The 20,226-nt window shown below is 33.2% G+C and carries 15 protein-coding genes and 1 rRNA gene; 12 read left to right on the plus strand and 4 right to left on the minus strand.

Annotated features, from left to right (window positions below; translation table 11 throughout):
• Window positions 1–62 precede the first annotated feature (62 nt).
• From IW18_RS07570 to pafA, 6 genes are all read left to right on the plus strand, one after another.
• The gene (locus IW18_RS07570) at window positions 63–3,158 is read left to right on the plus strand and encodes an efflux RND transporter permease subunit (RefSeq protein WP_041516992.1); all 3,096 of its coding nucleotides are present in this window, start codon (window positions 63–65) and stop codon (window positions 3,156–3,158) included.
• Window positions 3,159–3,227: 69 nt separating this feature from the next.
• Window positions 3,228–4,538, plus strand: a complete 1,311-nt coding sequence (locus tag IW18_RS07575) for a TolC family protein (protein WP_041516993.1) — start codon at window positions 3,228–3,230, stop codon at window positions 4,536–4,538.
• Between the two features lie 27 nt (window positions 4,539–4,565).
• Entirely contained in the window at window positions 4,566–5,429 is an 864-nt protein-coding gene (locus IW18_RS07580; protein WP_041516994.1) for a bestrophin family protein, read from the plus strand.
• A gap of 72 nt (window positions 5,430–5,501) precedes the next feature.
• Window positions 5,502–6,425, plus strand: a complete 924-nt coding sequence (locus IW18_RS07585) for an AraC family transcriptional regulator (protein WP_041516995.1) — start codon at window positions 5,502–5,504, stop codon at window positions 6,423–6,425.
• A gap of 303 nt (window positions 6,426–6,728) precedes the next feature.
• A 5S ribosomal RNA gene (gene rrf / locus IW18_RS07590) occupies window positions 6,729–6,838 on the plus strand.
• Between the two features lie 167 nt (window positions 6,839–7,005).
• Window positions 7,006–8,622: an alkaline phosphatase PafA gene (pafA, locus tag IW18_RS07595; protein ID WP_041516996.1), complete on the plus strand. Its 1,617-nt coding sequence runs from the start codon at window positions 7,006–7,008 to the stop codon at window positions 8,620–8,622.
• Between the two features lie 138 nt (window positions 8,623–8,760).
• Here the strand turns inward: pafA and ald are convergent, their stop codons facing one another.
• Window positions 8,761–9,879 carry an alanine dehydrogenase gene (gene ald, locus IW18_RS07600; protein WP_041516997.1) on the minus strand — a complete coding sequence of 373 codons (1,119 nt, stop codon included), beginning with the start codon at window positions 9,877–9,879 and terminating at the stop codon, window positions 8,761–8,763.
• Between the two features lie 200 nt (window positions 9,880–10,079).
• Here ald and IW18_RS07605 point away from each other — a divergent pair, with 200 nt between their 5' ends.
• Entirely contained in the window at window positions 10,080–10,538 is a 459-nt protein-coding gene (locus IW18_RS07605) for an Lrp/AsnC family transcriptional regulator (protein WP_041516998.1), read from the plus strand.
• A 58-nt stretch (window positions 10,539–10,596) separates the two neighbouring features.
• On the opposite strand, the gene IW18_RS07610 is transcribed toward IW18_RS07605, so the two are convergent.
• Window positions 10,597–12,045, minus strand: a complete 1,449-nt coding sequence (locus tag IW18_RS07610; protein WP_041516999.1) for a glyceraldehyde-3-phosphate dehydrogenase — start codon at window positions 12,043–12,045, stop codon at window positions 10,597–10,599.
• Between the two features lie 207 nt (window positions 12,046–12,252).
• Window positions 12,253–13,653, minus strand: coding sequence for a trypsin-like peptidase domain-containing protein (locus IW18_RS07615; protein ID WP_041517000.1), 1,401 nt, complete (start codon window positions 13,651–13,653; stop codon window positions 12,253–12,255).
• Between the two features lie 137 nt (window positions 13,654–13,790).
• Here IW18_RS07615 and dapF point away from each other — a divergent pair, with 137 nt between their 5' ends.
• The 5 genes from dapF (at window position 13,791) to IW18_RS07640 (ending at window position 17,861) form a co-directional block, all read left to right on the plus strand.
• Complete coding sequence (gene dapF, locus IW18_RS07620; protein WP_041517001.1) at window positions 13,791–14,573, plus strand: diaminopimelate epimerase; 783 nt, start codon at window positions 13,791–13,793, stop codon at window positions 14,571–14,573.
• Between the two features lie 30 nt (window positions 14,574–14,603).
• Complete coding sequence (locus IW18_RS07625; protein ID WP_041517002.1) at window positions 14,604–15,137, plus strand: GNAT family N-acetyltransferase; 534 nt, start codon at window positions 14,604–14,606, stop codon at window positions 15,135–15,137.
• A 10-nt stretch (window positions 15,138–15,147) separates the two neighbouring features.
• Window positions 15,148–16,188 carry an endolytic transglycosylase MltG gene (gene mltG, locus IW18_RS07630; protein ID WP_041517003.1) on the plus strand — a complete coding sequence of 347 codons (1,041 nt, stop codon included), beginning with the start codon at window positions 15,148–15,150 and terminating at the stop codon, window positions 16,186–16,188.
• 2 nt (window positions 16,189–16,190) lie between these two features.
• On the plus strand, window positions 16,191–17,111 hold the full coding sequence (locus IW18_RS07635) for a DUF2279 domain-containing protein (RefSeq protein WP_041517004.1): 921 nt from the start codon (window positions 16,191–16,193) through the stop codon (window positions 17,109–17,111).
• Window positions 17,112–17,210: 99 nt separating this feature from the next.
• Window positions 17,211–17,861, plus strand: coding sequence for a hypothetical protein (locus IW18_RS07640; RefSeq protein WP_041517005.1), 651 nt, complete (start codon window positions 17,211–17,213; stop codon window positions 17,859–17,861).
• Between the two features lie 67 nt (window positions 17,862–17,928).
• Here IW18_RS07640 and scpA read toward each other — a convergent pair whose 3' ends face one another.
• A complete protein-coding gene (scpA, locus tag IW18_RS07645) occupies window positions 17,929–20,067 on the minus strand; it encodes a methylmalonyl-CoA mutase (protein ID WP_041517006.1) in 2,139 nt (712 codons plus the stop codon).
• Between the last annotated feature and the right edge of the window lie 159 nt (window positions 20,068–20,226).

Consider the following 20,226-nt stretch of genomic DNA (forward strand, 5'->3'; position numbering starts at 1 on the left):
CTTTATTCTGTATTCTTAACTCTAAAAATCTGAACTCAACAATCTAAAATCTAAAATCTCACATGAGTTTATCAACCACAAGTATAAAAAGACCTGTTTTAACGATTGTACTGAATCTTTTAATTATTCTATTCGGTTTCATTGGTTATACATTTTTGGGTGTTCGAGAATTTCCTTCGATCGATCCTGCACAGGTTTCAATTAGAACAAATTACACAGGAGCCAATTCCGACATTATAGAATCTCAGATTACAGAACCTCTCGAAAAAGCCGTAAATGCCATCGACGGAATTCGAAATATTACCTCTTCTAGTAATCAAGGAAGTAGTAATATTACCATCGAATTTAATCTGGATAAAGATTTAGAAGAGGCTGCAAATGATGTTCGTGACAAAGTTTCGCAAGCAGTTCGAAGTTTACCCCAAGATATTGATGCGCCGCCAGTTGTATCTAAAGCGGATGCAGATAGTGAAGCTATTATTTCGATGACGGTTCAAAGTGATACCAGAAGCGCTTTAGAATTAAGCGATTATGCCGAAAATGTTATTTCGCAACGATTAGAAACGATTCCGGGTGTAAGTGCCGTTCAAATATGGGGACAAAAACGTTATGCTATGCGTTTATGGATTGATCCTGTTAAGTTGGCTGCATATGGTTGTACTGTTGCCGAAGTTCGTGATGCCTTAAATGCACAAAATGTCGAATTACCATCAGGAAAACTAACAGGAAATAATACAGAACTTACTGTAAAAACTATTGGAAATCTTTCTAAACCAGAGGAATTCAACAATATTATCATTCGTACCGATGGAGATAAAATCGTTCGCTTGAGCGATATTGGTGGTGCCGAATTAGGACCAGAAAATTTAGAAACAAAATTAAGCCAATCAGGATTACCATTAATTGGTTTGGCAATTGTACCTATGCCGGGTGCCAATTACCTTGACATTTCGAAAGAGTTTTATAAAAAATATGAAGCTTTACAGAAAGATCTTCCAAAAGATATCAAATTAAACATCGCTCTTGATAATACTATTTTCGTAAAAAAATCAGTTCTTGAAGTTGCTGAAACTTTGGGCATTTCTATTATTTTAGTAATTATCATTATCTATTTATTCTTTAGAGATTGGGCAATTGCCTTTAGACCTCTAATCGATATTCCCGTTTCATTGATTGCTACGTTTTTTATCATGTGGCTTTTTGGATTCTCTATCAATGTATTAACATTATTAGCAATTGTTTTAGCAACCGGTTTGGTGGTTGATGACGGAATTGTAGTTACCGAAAATATCTTCAAAAAAGTAGAAGAAGGAATGTCGCCAATCGAAGCGGCAATCAAAGGTTCTAATGAAATTTTCTATGCTGTAATTTCCATTTCAGTTACACTTGCCGCTGTATTTTTACCTGTAATTTTCTTAGAAGGTTTCGTAGGCCGACTCTTTCGGGAATTTGGAGTTGTAATTGGTGCCGCTGTATTAATTTCGGCGTTTGTGTCCTTGACTTTAACTCCAATGTTGAATGCCTATTTAATGAAAGGTGGCGAACAGAAGAAATCTAAATTCTATGTTAGAACTGAACCGTTTTTCGAAAAATTAAATAGCGGTTATGCCGATTCGTTAAAACGATTCATGGATAAAAAATGGATTAGTTTTCCAATTTTAATTGCATGTTTTGGATTAATTTATTTGTTTTTTACCATACTTCCAAAAGAAACTGCTCCGTACGACGACCGTAGTTCTGTTACGATGAGAATGACAACCCCAGAGGGATCATCGTATGAATACACAGATCGTTTTATGCAGGAAATCTCTAGATTAATTGATGATTCTATTCCGGAGAAAAAAGTGAGTTTGGTGATTACATCTCCCGGGTTTAGTTCTAATTCTGTAAACTCAGGATTGGTAAGGCTTACCCTAAAAGATGTTGACGAAAGAAAAGCATCTCAAAAAGAAATTGCCGAAAAATTAACCAAATGGACTAAGAAATATCCAAGTGCCAAAACTTCTGTAACACAACAACCTACCATTGCTGTAAACAGACGTGGAGGACTTCCGATTCAGTATATTATACAAGCGCCAACTTTTGAAAAACTAAGAGAAAAAGTTCCTGTTTTTATGGATGAAGTTGGAAAAAGCGACGTATTCTCTACAACAGATGTAAACTTAAAATTCAATAAACCTGAAATAAACGTAAGTATCGATCGTGCAAAAGCCGAAAGTTTAGGAATTTCAATTATCGATATTGCTCAAACTTTACAGCTTTCTTTAAGCGGACAACGTTTTGGTTATTTTATTAAAAACGGAAAACAATATCAGGTAATTGGTCAATTTGATCAAAAAGACAGATCTAAACCTCTGGATTTAACGTCGATGTTTGTAAAGAACAAAAAAGGCGAATTAATTCAGATGGATAACGTTGTAAATGTCGAAGAACAAAGTAATCCGCCACAATTATATCACAACAACCGTTATATGTCAGCAACCGTTTCTGCTGGTTTAGCACCTGGAAAAAGTATCAGTGATGGTATTGCAGAAATGGATAGAATTAAAGCTAAAGTTTTGGACGAAAGTTTTACAACTGATTTAAGTGGAGAATCTCGAGATTTTGTCGAAAGTAGTTCTAATACTTCTTTCGCTTTTGGGTTAGCACTGCTATTAATATTTTTAATTCTTGCAGCGCAATTTGAGAGTTTTATCGATCCGTTAATTATAATTTTAACTGTACCAATGGCGGTTGCGGGAGCTTTATTCTCGTTATGGTTATTCAATCAAACCTGGAATATTTTTAGCCAAATTGGAACTGTAATGCTTATTGGACTGGTAACTAAAAATGGTATTTTGATTGTCGAATTTGCCAATCAGTTACGAGAACAGGGAAAACCAAAATTAGAAGCTATTTTAGAAGCATCAGAAGCTCGTTTACGTCCAATTTTAATGACAAGTTTGGCGATTGCTCTAGGAGCTTTACCAATTGCAATGTCGCTTGGAGCAGCATCTACAAGTAGAATTGGAATGGGAGTTGTAATTGTTGGAGGAACTATTTTCTCATTAGCATTAACACTTTTTGTAATTCCTGCTATTTACTTTATGTGGTCTAAAGAAAGAAAGCATTATCCGGAATTTGACCATATTGACGAATACGAAAGAGAAAGTAAATAATTTATTAGCCACACATTCACGGATTGTAAAAACTACAATTCGTGAATTTTGGGCCAAAGAAAACCTTATATGAATACTAAAATTTTATTCCGCACTTTAATATTTTTCTTCTTGTGCTTTGCAAAAGTAAATGCGCAGGAAGTTCTAACTATTGAAGATGCTATGAAAATAGCTTTAGAAAATAATTTTGAAATTAAAATCGCTAAAAACAATTCAAAAATTAGCGATACCAATGTAACTATTGGAAACGCTGGAATGTTGCCAACAGCAACGGCTTCGATTACGGATAATAATAGCGTTACCAATTCGTCGCAAACACGTCAGGACGGAACTTCAACATCATTGAATAATGCCAAAAACAACAGTTTAAACTACGGCGTAAGTTTAGGATGGACTGTTTTTGACGGAATGAAAATGTTTGCAAAACTAGATCAGTTAAAAGAATTGCAAAAACTTGGAGATTCTGAATTAAAAAGAACTGTTTTAGTCAAAATTGGTCAGGTAAACAGTGCTTATTATGACTTGGTACAACAGCAACAGCAATTGGCAGCTTTAGATACTACGATTGTCATTTCTAAGCAAAGATTAACATTGGCGCAAAACCGATTCAGCATTGGAAAAGCCTCAAAACTTGAAGTTTTAAACGCTCAGGTTGACTTAAACTCAGATCAGGTTGCGTTATTGAGACAAAAGGAATCTTATGCAAATGGAAAAATTTTATTGAACCAATATTTAGCCCGTGATCCAAAAATAAATTTTACGGTAACCAAACATGTTACTGTAGATAACAAATTAGTTTTGGTTGATTTAATGGATTTAGCTCAAAAACAAAATCCGGCTTTAGAATCGCAAATAATCAATAAACGTATTGCAGAACTGCAACTTAAACAGGTAAAAGCAGATCGTTATCCAATTATTAACTTGACTTCCGGATACAATTTTAACGAAAATCAATCGAGTTTAGGATTTACAAGTTCATCTTCATCAAAAGGTTTTAATTACGGCTTTAATGCTTCTATAAATGTATTTGATGGATTGAATCAACATCGAAATGAAAAGGTAGCAAAATTGCAAATTGAGAACTCTCAAATCGCAATAGAACAGCAAAACATGATCTTGAATACGCAATTAAGCACTGCTTTTCAAACTTATCTTACTAACTTAGAATTAATTAATTTAGAAGAAGATAATGTTGTAATTGCTAAACAAAATTTAGATATTACATTAGATAAATTTAGAATTGGAACTATAACAACGCTTGATTTTAGAACTGCTCAGTTAAACTATGTAAATGCAAAAGTACGTTACAGCAATGCTCAATATGAAGCAAAATTATCTGAAATTGCTTTGAAAGAATTGGCAGGAAATATTAATTTTTAAAGTAAATTTGTTTAAAAACTTACTTTAATGATTTCGTACAATACCAAAGACTGGTTTACATTTATTTTCCATTTTCATAAATCTGATACGGTTAGAAAGCTTTTCCCTATCATGATTGCTATAGCAATTTATTCTGCTATAGTTGGTTATCTTGAAATTTACTATTTTAAGATTGGAAAAAATGATTACATCCACAATATTCCAATTATGCATGGAATGTTAGGCTTTGTAATTTCGTTATTATTAGTTTTTAGAACCAATACAGCTTATGATCGCTGGTGGGAAGGACGAAAATTATGGGGAGGTCTTGTTAATAATAGCCGTAATCTGGCTATTAAACTTTCGGCAATGCTAAAAGATGAAAACGATAGAAAATTCTTCAGAAAAATCATTCCCACTTATGCTAACGTTCTGCACAAACATTTACACGACTCTGAAACTAGCAGACAACTTTTTGACGATGTAGATTTAGAAATTGATCATCACAAACACAAACCAAATCAGGTTAAAAGAATGATGTTTCATAAAATCAATGATCTTTATGACGCTAATAAAATTACCGGAGAACAACTTATTATTCTAAACGACGAATTACAAGCTTTTACAGACATTTGTGGTGCGTGCGAGAGAATTAAAAACACACCTATTCCCTACTCTTACAGCGCTTTTATAAAAAAGTTTATCTTCTTTTATACCATGACGCTTCCTTTTGGATATTCTGTAAGTTTAGGATATCTAGTTGCTCCTGTAGTTGTTTTTATTTTTTATGTGTTGGCAAGTTTAGAGCTTATCGCAGAAGAAATTGAGGATCCTTTTGGTGAAGATGAAAATGATTTACCCACAAAAAAAATTGCTGAAAACATCAAAAAACATGTTGAAGAACTGATTTAATAAAACGTTAAATCTAAGATTGTTACAATTATTTTGATTAAATTTAAAGTCTTCACTAAAAATTTAACCGCAATGAATAATCAACGTGTTTTAATTCACCCACCTCATTTATCGAATGAAAAATCATTAAAAACGCTTGTAGAAAACAGAAGTGTTTACACCTTGAATCATTGTGAATTAAACCTATTTGAAACCTACGAATCATCTGAACTGGTTCCGCTAAAATTTAACGATTTTGTAGTAACCAGTATGTTAAGGGGTAAAAAAGTGATGCATCTTTTTGATGAACCCGGTTTTGATTATTTGCCGGGAGAAACCGTAGTTATTCCATCGAATGTCGAAATGAAAATTGATTTTCCCGAAGCTTCAAAAGAAAATCCTACGCAATGTCTGGCACTTGCCATAGACAAATCTAAAATAACAGACACGTTAAATTTCTTAAACGAACGTTACCCAAAAGAAGGAAGTGATGCCTACTGGCAACTAAATTATCAAAATTATTTCTTTTACAACAATGTTGATCTTGCCACAACCATTAGTAAACTGATTAAAGAGTGTATGAGCACTTCGATTACTAAAGATGCTTTGGCAGATTTGACTTTGCAAGAATTATTAATTCGAATCATTCAGACACAAACCATAAAATCGATCGACGAAGGAACTAGCATTCAATCGAATAATCCAATTTTTGAAGTAACCGAATTTATCAAACTTAATTTAAAAGAAAATATAAACCTTAAGAGTTTGAGTGATAAAGCTTGTATGAGCACAGCATCATTCTATCGTTTTTTTAAACGAGAATTAGGCATGAGTCCTATTGAGTATGTTTTGAATGAAAAAATCAAGCACGCCAAAAAACTACTAAGAAATCCTGGAATTCAAATTAACGAAGTCTGTTATTTATCCGGATTTGAAGATGCAAATTATTTCATTCGCTTATTTAAGAAACACGAAGGAATTACTCCGAAACAATATCAGCTGTTGTATATTAATTAGTTTTTAGACACATTCAGAGATACTGAGGTTCTGATATTTTTAGTTTTTCATCGAAAACACAAACCCGACAGGTTTTTAAAACCTGTCGGGTTTACCAAAAAAGTATGTCATTTCGACGAAGGAGAAATCACACAAGAAATTCCGTATTTAAAATTGTCAATCTTTGTCGTCTTACGCGTTTGATTTCTCCCTTTGGTCGAAATGACAAGATTAATAAAACCTTTGTCCCTTTGCCCCTCTGAACCTTTGAACCTCCTTTAATCAATTGTTAATTAAAAAAGTTACCTCAAGTAACAACGACCTTAAGGTGGTTATTGCGGCGGGGCTCACCTCTTCCCATCCCGAACAGAGTAGTTAAGCCCGCCTGCGCAGATGGTACTGCAGTTATGTGGGAGAGTATGTCGTCGCCTTTCTTTTCAAAAACCCTATCCAATCGGATAGGGTTTTTTTGTTTTTTAAGTTTTGAAAAAGTATCGATAGTTTTCTGTTAAATTATAGTCATTTTTGGGTTTTAGTTTGTGTCGGGTTAGCCTTTTTAGATGTGAATCTGTATTTTTGTGTTAAATATTATAATTTAGATATGAAAAAAAGTATTGTATTGTTGACATTGTTTGTTATCTCAAATTTAAGTGCTCAACAGCGCCCTAAGTTAGTAGTTGGTATTGTCGTAGATCAAATGAAAATGGAATATTTGTATCGATTTTCAGATGATTTTTCACCAAACGGATTTAAAAGGTTAATGAATAATGGATATACTTTTCAGAATATGCATTATAATTATATGCCAACTTATACAGCTCCTGGACACGCTTCAATTTATACTGGTACTACGCCTGCGACCCACGGGATTGTAGGAAATGAGTGGTTTAGCAGAACACTTGGAAAAGAAATGTATTGTACAGATGACGCTAATGTGAAAACTGTTGGTGATGGTACTGCAGAAGAAGGTGCTATGTCTCCTAAAAATTTGCAAAGTACTACAATTACTGATGAAGTACGTATGGCAACTAATTTTGCGGGTAAAGTTATAGGTATGAGTCTTAAAGATCGTGGTGCAATTTTGCCTGCTGGTCATTTTGCAAATTGGGCTTTTTGGTATAGTAAAACTGGTTCTTTTATATCTAGTACTTTTTATGGTGATAAATTACCAGAATGGGTTTCTCAATTTAATAGTGAGAAACATTATATGCCCTATATAAATAAAGGTTGGGATTTGTACAAGCCAGCTTCAACGTATAATGAGAGTTTAGAAGATAATAACCCATACGAGGGGAAATTATATGGTAGTGCGGCTCCAGTTTTCCCCTATGATTTAAAAAAAATGTATGAGAAAAATGATGCTGGAATTTTAAGAGCAACTCCTTATGGAAATGATTTATTGGCTGAGTTCGCGATGAAAGCCATCGAAAAAGAAGAATTAGGTAAAGATAATATTACAGATTTCTTAACGGTTAGTTTTTCTTCAACAGATTATGTAGGTCATTTACTTGGGCCTCGTTCTATGGAACTTCAGGATACTTATTTGAGATTAGATCAAACTATTGCAGACTTTTTGAATTATTTGGATAAAACAGTAGGGAAGGATAATTACTTACTTTTCTTAACTGCAGATCATGCTGGTGCAGAGAATGTGATTTATCTTAAAGATCATAAATATAATGTCGATAATTATCCGTCAAAAGAGGTTAAAAAGAGTTTACAAGATTTTTCAACAAAAACTTTTGGTGTTGATTTAATTCAAAACTATTCTAATTTTAATGTGTTTTTTAATAAACAAATTATAAAAGACAAAGCTTTAGATTTAGTAAAAGTGAAAAAATCATTTAAAGACTTTTTAATTTCACAACCACAAGTTAAAAGAGTTTATACAGAGGAAGAAATCTTGGCAAATGGAGGAAATGATTATTACTTGAATTTTGTTGCCAAAGGTTATGATGTTACTCAGAATGGTGATTTAGTAATTATAGATAAGCCAGGAGATATCGAGTATTCGACTACAGGTACTTCACACGGAACTCCTTATTCTTACGATACTCACGTACCAGCAATTTTTTACGGTTGGCATATTAAAAAAGGTGAGTCTTATGATAAAAAAGCAATTACAGAGATTGCTCCTACAATAGCTCAGAAAATCAAAGTTACTTTTCCGAATGGTACTGAAGCAAAAGTTTTGCAAGAAGTATTAGATGAAAAATAAGATATAATAACGCATAAATAAAAAGCCTGTCATAATAATTTTATGACAGGTTTTTTTATTTTATGCTCAAAAAAAGGCTTTTCAATTAAGAAAAGCCCTTTAGTAGTGATTTAGTAAGCACTTATTTTAATGTTAACACTATGCGTTTGTTAACACTAATTCTTCGTTGAATGGAAGATTCCATGCTTCAGCAACTCCTTTGTAAAGAATTTTTCCATTAGCGATGTTTAATCCCTTTTTTAATTCTTCATTTTCATTACAAGCTTTTTCCCATCCTTTATTAGCTAATTGTACTGCATACGGTAAAGTTGCATTTGTTAAAGCTAAAGTAGATGTATAAGGTACAGCACCAGGCATATTTGCAACACAATAGTGTACAATGTCATCGATGATAAATGTTGGGTTTTCGTGAGTGGTCGGTGTACATGTTTCGATACAACCACCTTGATCAACTGCAACGTCAACAACTACAGTCCCTGGGCGCATTAATTTTAGCATATCGCGAGTAATTAAGTGAGGTGCTTTTGCTCCTGGAATCAAAACAGCTCCAACAATTAAATCAGCTGTTGCGATTGCTTTTGTGATATTGTAGTGATTAGACATTTCTGTATTTACGTTCGCTGGCATAATATCATCTAAATGGCGTAAACGTGGTAAACTTAAGTCCATAATAGTAACTTGAGCTCCTAAACCTGCAGCCATTTTTGCAGCTTGAGTTCCTACGATTCCTCCTCCTAATACTAAAACTTTTGCTGGCGGAACACCCGGAACACCTCCTAAAAGAATTCCTCTTCCTTTTAATGGTTTTTCAAGGTATTTTGCTCCTTGTTGAATAGCCATACGACCTGCAACTTCAGACATCGGAACTAATAATGGTAAACTACGATCTGCTTTTTCAACTGTTTCGTAAGCTAAACATACTGCACCTTTTTCTAACATAGCGCGAGTTAAAGGTTCTGATGAAGCAAAGTGAAAGTAAGTAAATAATAATTGATCTTTTTTGATTAATGGATATTCAGATGCTATAGGCTCTTTTACTTTAATAATCATTTCGGCAATAGCATATACCTCTTCAATAGTTCCTAGAACTACTGCACCTGCAGTTGCGTATTCCTCATCGCTAAAACCACTTCCTAAACCTGCAGTGGCTTGTACATAAACAACATGTCCATGTTTTTTCATTTCAGAAACACCTGCTGGAGTTAATGCAACACGGTTTTCATTATTTTTTATTTCTTTTGGAACACCTATTATCATTTTGTTATATTTTTTTGTTTTTATTGAATTTGTTTTACAAAACTACAGATAGAGAATATATTATTGATTAATGAGGAATAAATAAGAAAATATTATTTTATTTAATACTTTTACAGAAAAAAATACTGTTTAAGGAAATAAAAAAGCCTTCAAAAAGAAAAAATGACTAAATTTTATTAATCAATGAAAACGTTTTCGTTATGGCTTTAGATGAAATTGACAAAAAAATCTTACGACTTTTGCAAGAAAATGCGCATTATACTTTAAAAGATATCGCAAACAAAATAAATTTGTCTTTAACGCCTGTTCATGATCGTGTGAAACGCCTTGAAAAAGAAGGTGTTATAGAAAAGTATGTTTCTATTTTGAACAAGAAAAAGCTAGGGAATAATCTAACTGTTTATTGTCAAGTTACGCTTACAAAACAAACTTATGATACATCAGAAGGATTTAATCAATCCATTTTAAATTTGCCTGAAGTAGTAGAGTGCAATTATGTTTCCGGAAATTTTGATTATATGCTCAAGATAATTATTCCCGATATGGAAAGCTATCATCATTTTCATCAAAAGAAGTTGTCTATTCTGCCTGAGGTATCTCTTATTAATACCGTATTTGTAATTTCTGAAGTAAAAAGTACTACCGTTCTTCCTATATAAAAAAACCACCAAGAAAAAACTTGATGGTTTTAAGAAAATTGGTTTTGGTTGTATTTATTTAATAATAAGTAAAACGTCTTACTTTGGCAATATATTTTGCCAAACGAATTACTTGGTGACTGTAGCCATATTCATTGTCGTACCAAATATAAAGTACAATGTTTTTTCCGTCTTTAGAGACAATTGTAGCATTACTGTCATAAATAGAAGGAGCCGAAGTTCCAACAATGTCAGATGAAACCAATTCATTGTTTAATGAATATTTGATTTGTTCTACCAATTCTCCTTCAAGAGCATATTTTTTCATTATTTTATTAATAGCAGGAATCGAAGTTGCTTTTTTAACTTCTAAATTCAATACTACTAAAGAACCATTTGGCACAGGAACTCGAATAGCGTTCGATGTTAATTTTCCTTCTAAAGATGGTAACGCTTTTGCAACCGCACTTCCTGCACCAGTTTCAGTAATTACCATGTTTAAGGCAGCGGCTCTTCCACGACGATATTTTTTATGCATATTGTCGACCAAATTTTGATCGTTTGTATAAGCATGAATGGTTTCCAAGTGACCTTTTACAACCCCTAAAGTATCTTCTATAGCTTTTAAAACAGGTGTAATTGCATTTGTGGTACATGAAGCAGCCGAAAAAATATCTATTTCGTCAGGATTGTATTCGTTATGATTTACTCCATGTACAATATTTGGAACTCCTTTTCCAGGAGCGGTCAATAAAACTTTGCCTACCCCATTTGAGGTTAAATGTCTTTTTAAAGCTTCTTCAGTAGTAAAGGCACCTGTATTATCAATGACCAATGAATCATTGATTCCATATAATGTATAATCAATTTCTTCTGGAGAGTTTGCCGTAATAATATGAACGGTAGTTCCGTTGATAATTAAGGCATTGTTTTTTATATCGGCAATTACAGATCCTTGAAAATCTCCGTGAATTGAATCGTATCTTAAAAGAGAAGCTCGTTTCTCTAATGTAGATGCATCATTTTTGTCGCGGGTAACAATTGCTCTCAGTCGCAATTGATTTCCTTTACCGGTTTTAGACATTAATTCTCTAGCCAATAAACGACCAATTCTTCCAAAACCATATAATACAACATCTTTTGGTTGGATTTCTTCTGATGATTTTGCTTTTTTCAATTTGTCTAGTACAAAATATCGCGCATCAGGATATTTTTCGTCCTCTAAACGATATTCATAAGTTAGTTTTCCAAGATCTAATTTCGCAGGCGGAAGATCTAATGATAAAATAACTTTTGCGATTTCAACCGAATCAAAAATGGTGATAGGCTTGCCTACAAATTCACCGGCATATTGATGCAAATTGATAATATCGCTGACATTTTTATCCAATAATTGGTTTTTAAATAAAACCATTTCAATGGATTTGTCATACCATAAATCGCTTATGATTTTAATTAATTCGACACCAGCTCTTCTTCGGTCGACTTGTAATGATACCTCTTTTTGGTACAAAGATTTTTTGCTCATAATTGATTAAATTGAAAAAATAAATACGTGACTATTTTAAAATTTTGCGCAAAAGTATCCATTTCAATCGATTTCGTAAACTATTTTATGATTTATTTTTGAAAATAAAAAAAGCCACCTTAATTTCTAAGATGGCTTTTTTGAGTTTTTAGTCTCAGTCTCGGTTGTCAATTTTTCGAGTCTGAATGCAGTGAATGTAAACCGAGATTAAATAATAATTCTAAGTATTTCTCCGTCTTTATTTATCATTTCAAGACGTACACTTTGACCTTCGTCTTTTTTGTTTAACAGTTTCGAAACTGTTTCAATATTTGTTGCTTTAATATTGTCAATACTTAAAATAATATTGCCTTGTAATTCATTTTGGTATTGCATCAAATTTTCATTACTGACATTTTTAATCTTTACACCGTAATTAATTCTAAATCTCTTTTTATCATTAGCATCGATATTTTCTAGTTCGATTCCTTTAAATTCAGTGCTAAAAAATTCATTTTTACTTAAAGTTACCGGAACTGTTTTTGTTTTTCCGTCTTTGATATAAGTCACCTTAACAACATCGTTAGGTCTTTTTGTATTAATGTAACCTGAAAGATCAGCGTAAGTTGAAATATTTTGATCATCAAGTTTGATAATAATATCTCCTTTGCCAAGTCCTGCTTTTTCGGCTCCGGAATTTTTAGAAACTTTACTGATGTAAAAACCTTGTGTTTCGGTAATGCCTAATTCTTTTGAAGCAGAACTATTTAATTCGCCACCCTCAACACCTAAGATTCCTCTTTGTACATTTCCAAACTCCATAATATCTTCGATAATTTTTCGAGCAATATTAGATGGAACCGCAAATGAATATCCAACATAAGAACCTGTTGTAGAAGAGATCATAGTATTGATACCAATTAATTCTCCTCTTGTATTTACTAATGCACCACCACTGTTACCAGGGTTTACAGCAGCATCAGTTTGTATAAATGACTGAATTCCGTTTGTGTCTAAATTTCTGGCTTTCGCCGAAACAATTCCCGCAGTTACCGTAGAAGTTAAGTTATAAGGATTTCCAACTGCCAAAACCCATTCGCCAACTTTTACAGAATCAGAATTTGCAAACGCAGTATATGGTAATTTTTCATCGGCATTGATTTTTAGTAATGCAATATCCATTTTAGAATCAGTACCAATTAATTTTGCTTTGTATGATTTTTTATTGTTTAACGTAATTTCAATTTCAGTTGCATCTTTAATAACGTGATTATTGGTTACAATATACCCATCTTCAGAAATAATAACACCAGATCCGGTACCAACTTGTTCTTGTTGCTGTTGACCACCGTAACCATAGAAATATTCTAACATAGGATTACTAACTGTTCTTCGCGAAACATTTTTAACGTGAACTACAGTATGTATTGTTTTATCTGCGGCAGCTGTAAAATCGACTGTTTCGGCAGATAAAGCTACATTTCTTCCAAAAGAATCCGGAGCTACTGTTACCACAGAATTTCCTTTTCCAAAAAAAGAGTTGTTACTCTCAAATAATAACTTGTAGGCACCAAGGGTCGTAGCACCACTTAAAAGAGACACTAAAAATAAGGTTGAAAATCGTTTCATAGTTGATTAGTATTTAAGTTATCTATTGTAAAAATAATTCAAAAAAAAGCTGAAGTAAAGTGGTTTAACTCACTTTAACAATGATTAACATTTCATTAATTATTTGTTCGTACTTTTGTGTTACTAATGTAAAAAAAATGCAAATAGAATTTTATAAATACCAAGGTACGGGAAACGATTTTGTAATGATTGATAATCGTTCAAATTTTTTTCCAAAAGAAGATATTAAATTAATTGAACGTCTGTGTGACAGACGTTTTGGCATTGGAGCAGATGGACTTATTTTGCTGGAAAACGATAGTGAAACTGACTTCAGAATGGTGTATTATAATTCAGATGGAAATCAGAGTTCAATGTGTGGAAATGGCGGACGTTGTTTAGTGGCTTTTGCTAATCAATTGGGCGTTATCGATGGCAAAACTACCTTTATTGCGACCGATGGTTTGCACCATGCTTCTGTTGGAGACGATGCTATTATTTCATTACAAATGATTGATGTTGATGAAATAAAAAAATATAACGAATACACTTTTTTAAATACAGGTTCTCCACATCATGTTCAAATCGTAGATGATTTGGAGCATTATAATGTAAAAGAAAACGGTGCAGCAATTCGTTATGGAGAGTTGTATGGAGAAAAAGGAAGCAATATTAATTTTGTAAAAAAGGTTGATGACAGTACTTTTTCTTTACGTACTTATGAAAGAGGTGTTGAAGATGAAACTTTGGCATGCGGAACAGGAGCAACAGCAGTTGCAATTGCAATGAATGCAACTGGTCAAACAGATAAAACTTCTATAAATCTAAATGTTGAAGGAGGAAAATTAGTGGTTTCTTTTGATAAAATTGGAGATCATTATACCAATGTTTTCTTAACTGGTCCAGCTAAATTTGTTTTTAAAGGAACCATAGAAATCTAAAATTTTCAATATAAAAATCTAAATAAATCAATGATAACTCTTAAAGGCGAAAATATTTATCTCCGTGCACTAGAACCTAATGATTTAGAGTTTGTATACGCAATGGAAAATGATGAAAGCATTTGGGAAGTCAGTAATACATACACGCCATACAGTCGTTTTTTGGTTAGGCAATATCTCGAAAATGCACAGCAGGATATTTACGAAGCAAAGCAATTACGATTGGCTATTTGTCAAGACGAAGATTTTCCCGCCATTGGATTGATCGATTTGTTTGAATTTGATCCCAAAAATAATAAAGCGGGTGTTGGAATCGTTATTCAGAAAGACGAAAACAAAAGGCAGAACGTTGGTTCTGAGGCATTAGAGCTTTTAATAAAATATGCCTTTCATAATTTAAATTTGCATCAGCTTTATGCAAATATTAGTGTAGAAAATGTAGCGAGTATAGCTCTTTTTACTAAATTTGGATTCGAGAAAATAGGAATTAAAAAGGACTGGATTTTGCTAAATAACCACTATCAAGACGAAGCAATGTTTCAGTTAATTAACAAACAAATTTAAAATCTAAACTTTGGGCTTAAAAAAAATTATCACGATAACCGCTGTAGCCGTAATTTCAGTTTTAATGATTTACGGATTCATTTTAATCAGCAAAATTTTTAGTGCCAACACTAAATTTGAAGAGAAAGAACTTTATGTTTATGTTCCTACAGGCGCAAATTATAGCGATGTTAAAAAAATACTACAACCATACATTAAAAATTTCGACAATTTTGAAATGGTGGCGAACAAACGCAGCTATCCTGAAAACGTAAAATCAGGTCGTTTTTTACTTAAAAAAGACATGAATAATATGGATTTGGTTAGAGCAATGCGTTCTAATGTTCCGGTAAAACTAGCTTTTAATAATCAAGAACGTTTAGAAAATTTTGCTGGTAGAGTAGGTGCACAAATAGAAGCAGATAGTTTGTCATTAATGAAAGCTTTTAAGGATTCTACTTTCTTAGCGACAAATGGTTTTAACGAAGAGAATGTTTTTGCTATGTTTATTCCTAATACATATGAAATCTATTGGAATACTTCTGCTGAAAAATTCCGTGATAAAATGATCAAGGAATATCATAATTTTTGGACTCCGGAAAGAATTGCAAAAGCAAAGAAACAAGGATTAACTCCTGTTCAAGCAACAATTTTAGCTTCGATTGTTCATAAAGAATCAGTAAAGAAAGATGAAAGACCTCGTATTGCAGGAGTTTATTTAAATCGTTTACGTTTAGATATGCCCTTGCAAGCAGATCCAACAGTAATTTATGCGTTAAAATTAAAAGACAACAATTTTGATCAAGTCATAAAAAGAGTATTCTATAATGATTTGCTTATGAAATCACCATATAATACTTACGTGAACATAGGATTGCCTCCTGGGCCAATTGCAATGCCAGATATTACAGCTCTGGAAGCAGTTTTAAACCCGGAGAAAAACGATTATATTTATTTTTGTGCTAGTGTTGATCGTTTCGGATACCACGAATTTGCTGCAACTTTAGCGGAACATAATGTAAATGCAAAAAAATATTCAGACTGGATTGCTAGTCAGGGCGTAACAAGATAGTTTTGGATTTTAAAGGAAAAGTTCTCTTATCGGTTTTATTTTTATCGAGTTTTTACTCCATTAGGGCGCAAAACAAATTTGAAAGCTTTTTAACGCCTTCTGATACTTTAAATAAAAAAAGACAAAATACAGTAATAGTAACTGAGGCCACTTTGGCCTCAGTTACTTTATTAGGCTTAAACCAACTTTGGTACGCTGATTATCCGCGTTCGAATTTTCATTTTATAAATGATAATAATGAATGGCTTCAAATGGATAAAGTTGGACATATGTATTCTGCATATCATTTGGGCAGATTTGGTGCCGAAATGATGAATTGGAGTGGTGCAAGTCAAAAAAATCAGCTTGTTTATGGTGCAACTTTAGGATTTGCTTTTTTAACTGCTGTCGAAGTTTTAGATGGTTTTTCATCAGAATGGGGAGCTTCATCAGGAGATATTATTGCTAATGCAACTGGAACAGCATTATATGTTTCTCAGGAATTACTTTGGAGAGAACAACGAATTACTCCAAAATTTTCTTTTCATACCACACATTACGCAAATTTAAGACCAGAATCTTTAGGAAGCTCATTAAATGAACAGCTCTTAAAAGATTACAATGGACAAACTTATTGGCTCTCAGTAAATCTTCATTCTTTTGCCAAAGAAACAAAAATTCCGAAGTGGTTAAATGTTGCTTTTGGATATGGAGCTGATGGAATGTTAACGGGAAATTTACAAAATGATAATGTTAATTCTATCCAAAACCCCGAAAGATTTCGTCAGTTTTATCTTAGTTTAGATGTTAATTTAGCTAAAATTGACACAAAATCACATTTTTTAAAGACTGTTTTCTCTATTTTTAACACAATTAAAATTCCCGCTCCAACGCTCGAATACTCCGCTAATAAAGGGCTTAAAGCATATGCCTTATATTTTTAAAATATTGTAACTTATTGATTATTAGTATTATTTTGTTTTTATTATCTTTGCACCGTAGAAATTTCAAAAAGGTGATAGCGTTTTGAAGAAAAACAATTTATGATAAAGAAGTGGTATTTTTATGCGAGTTTGATCGTTATTATTACATTTTTAAGTGTGGGGTTTAAACCCTTTAATCGAGAAACCAAACCTTGGTTTTTAATTGAAAAAACAGATGGATCAGAATACTTATTTCCATCGCTAGAAGAGGATGATTATCCTGAAGTAAAACAAGTAAATGTCCTATTTACTAAAAAACGCCTTATAAGTTTTAAAGAAGCAGTAGCTTTTAAAGAATCTCAAGGAAAATACCGTTTGGTAAATTCACTTGGTTATATGGGAAAATACCAATTTGGTATCCAAGCTTTAAAATCTGTTGGTGTTAGAAACAGCAAAGCCTTCTTAAAAGATCCTGCATTACAAGAAAAAGCTTTTATTGCATTATTATCCAAAAATAAATGGATTTTACGTAATGAAATCGAGAGGTATGAAGGAAAAATGGTTGCCGGTGTTGAAATTACCGAATCTGGTATTTTAGCAGCTGCACATCTTGGAGGAGCAGGCTCTGTAAAAAACTTCTTCAAAAATAAAGGGAACAGATATTTTAGAGATGCTTTTGGAACTTCGTTAAGAAGTTACATGAAAGCCTTTGGAGGTTATGATCTTTCTCATATTGAAGCAGATAGTAATGCGACAATACATAATATATAAGGAGATTTATACTTTATAAAAAAGCCAGCATTATTTTAATGCTGGCTTTTTTATTTTAGGAGGTCATCTAGTCAATCAAAATTTCTAAAATTTTAATTGCTGCTTCGCTTATTTTTGTTCCGGGTCCAAAAACGGCAACTGCTCCTGCATCAAATAAAAATTGATAATCTTGCGCAGGAATTACACCTCCAACAATAACCATGATGTCTTCTCTTCCATGTTTTTTAAGTTCTTCTATTACCTGAGGAACTAATGTTTTGTGACCAGCTGCCAAAGATGAAACACCTAAAATGTGTACATCATTTTCAACGGCTTGTTTTGCTGCTTCTGCAGGAGTTTGAAAAAGTGGGCCAATGTCTACATCAAAACCAACATCGGCATAACCAGTTGCTACCACTTTTGCGCCGCGATCATGCCCGTCTTGCCCCATTTTGGCAATCATTATTCTTGGGCGTCTTCCTTCTTGTTTTGCAAAAGCATCAGCTAGCTGTTTTGCTTTTTCAAAATTTTCGTCATTTTTTATTGCTGCACTATACACACCGCTAAAGGATTTAATTTGTGCTTTGTATCTGCCAAAAACACTTTCCAGAGCATCGCTAATTTCACCTAAAGTTGCTCTTTCTCGAGCAGCTTCAATTGCAATTTCAAGTAAGTTTCCCTGACCAGTTTTGGCACAAAGAATTAATTTTTCTAGTGACTCATTTACTTTTTCGGTATTTCTTTTTTCTTTTATCTCTATAAGACGTTCAATTTGTTGTTTACGAACCATTTGGTTGTCTACATCCAAAATATGTAACGGATCTTCTTTTTCTAATCGATATTTATTTACGCCAACAATAATATCTTGACCGCTATCTATTCGCGCTTGTTTTCTTGCGGCAGCCTCTTCAATTCTAAGTTTTGGAATTCCAGCTTCAATCGCTTTTGTCATTCCGCCTAATTCTTCTACTTCTTCAATAAGTTTCCAGGTACTTTCTAGAATTTCGTTCGTTAAGCTTTCAACATAATAACTGCCGGCCCACGGATCAACGGTTTTAGTAATTTTAGTTTCTTCTTGTAAAAAGATCTGCGTATTTCGTGCAATTCTTGCCGAAAAATCAGTTGGTAGAGCAATTGCTTCGTCTAATGCATTAGTATGCAAAGATTGTGTTCCGCCAAAAGCTGCCGCTGTTGCTTCAATACAAGTACGAGCCACATTATTAAAAGGATCTTGTTCTGTTAAACTCCAACCGCTGGTTTGGCAGTGCGTTCTAAGTGCTAAAGATTTATCGCTTTTAGGATTAAATTGCTGAATTAATTTTGCCCAAATCATTCGACCCGCTCTCATTTTGGCAATTTCCATAAAATGATTCATTCCAATTGCCCAAAAGAAAGAAAGGCGTGGAGCAAACTCATCAATGGTCATTCCTGTTGATAATCCGGTTCTAATATATTCTAAACCATCAGCCAAAGTATAGGCTAATTCAATATCAGCAGTTGCTCCGGCTTCTTGCATATGATATCCCGAAATAGAAATCGAATTGAACTTCGGCATTTTTTTGCTCGTAAATTCAAATATATCAGCAATAATTTTCATTGACGGCGTTGGTGGGTAGATATAAGTATTACGCACCATAAACTCTTTTAAAATGTCATTTTGGATTGTGCCTGATAATTTTCCAATTGGAATACCTTGTTCTTCGGCAGCAACAATATAAAACGCCATAATTGGTAAAACAGCACCGTTCATGGTCATAGAAACCGACATTTCATCAAGTGGAATTTGATCAAAAAGTACTTTCATATCTTCTACAGAATCGATTGCGACTCCTGCTTTTCCTACATCACCAACAACTCTTTCGTGATCTGAATCGTAACCACGATGCGTTGGTAAATCAAACGCGATAGATAATCCTTTTTGTCCGGCAGCAAGATTTCTTCTGTAAAAAGCATTGCTTTCCTCAGCCGTTGAAAATCCCGCATATTGACGAATTGTCCACGGACGTCGTACATACATCGTAGCGTAAGGCCCACGTAAATTGGGTGCAAAACCAGCTCCGAAATCCAAAAACTCTAAGTCTTCTATATCTTTTTCAGAATAAGTTTTTTTAAGCTCAATTCCTTCAGCTGTTGTGAAGTTATGAGTTGTATGTTGTGAGTTATGCGTTTGTTCGCCTAACTCACTGCTTTTAAAATCTAACTTAATATGTCTAAGGTCTTTTCTCATTTTATATGGATACTAATGAAGATTTTTAAGGGCTTTAAGCATATTATTCATCACTATATAATATGGTAAATAATAAAACATTATTCCTAGCGCGAAGGCTGCGGTGGCTATAAAAATCTTTTTATAGTTTTTATATGTAATCCCAATCGTCAAATAAAT

Origin of the sequence: Flavobacterium hibernum (genome assembly GCF_000832125.1) — a bacterium.
In the GTDB taxonomy this organism is placed as follows: domain Bacteria; phylum Bacteroidota; class Bacteroidia; order Flavobacteriales; family Flavobacteriaceae; genus Flavobacterium; species Flavobacterium hibernum.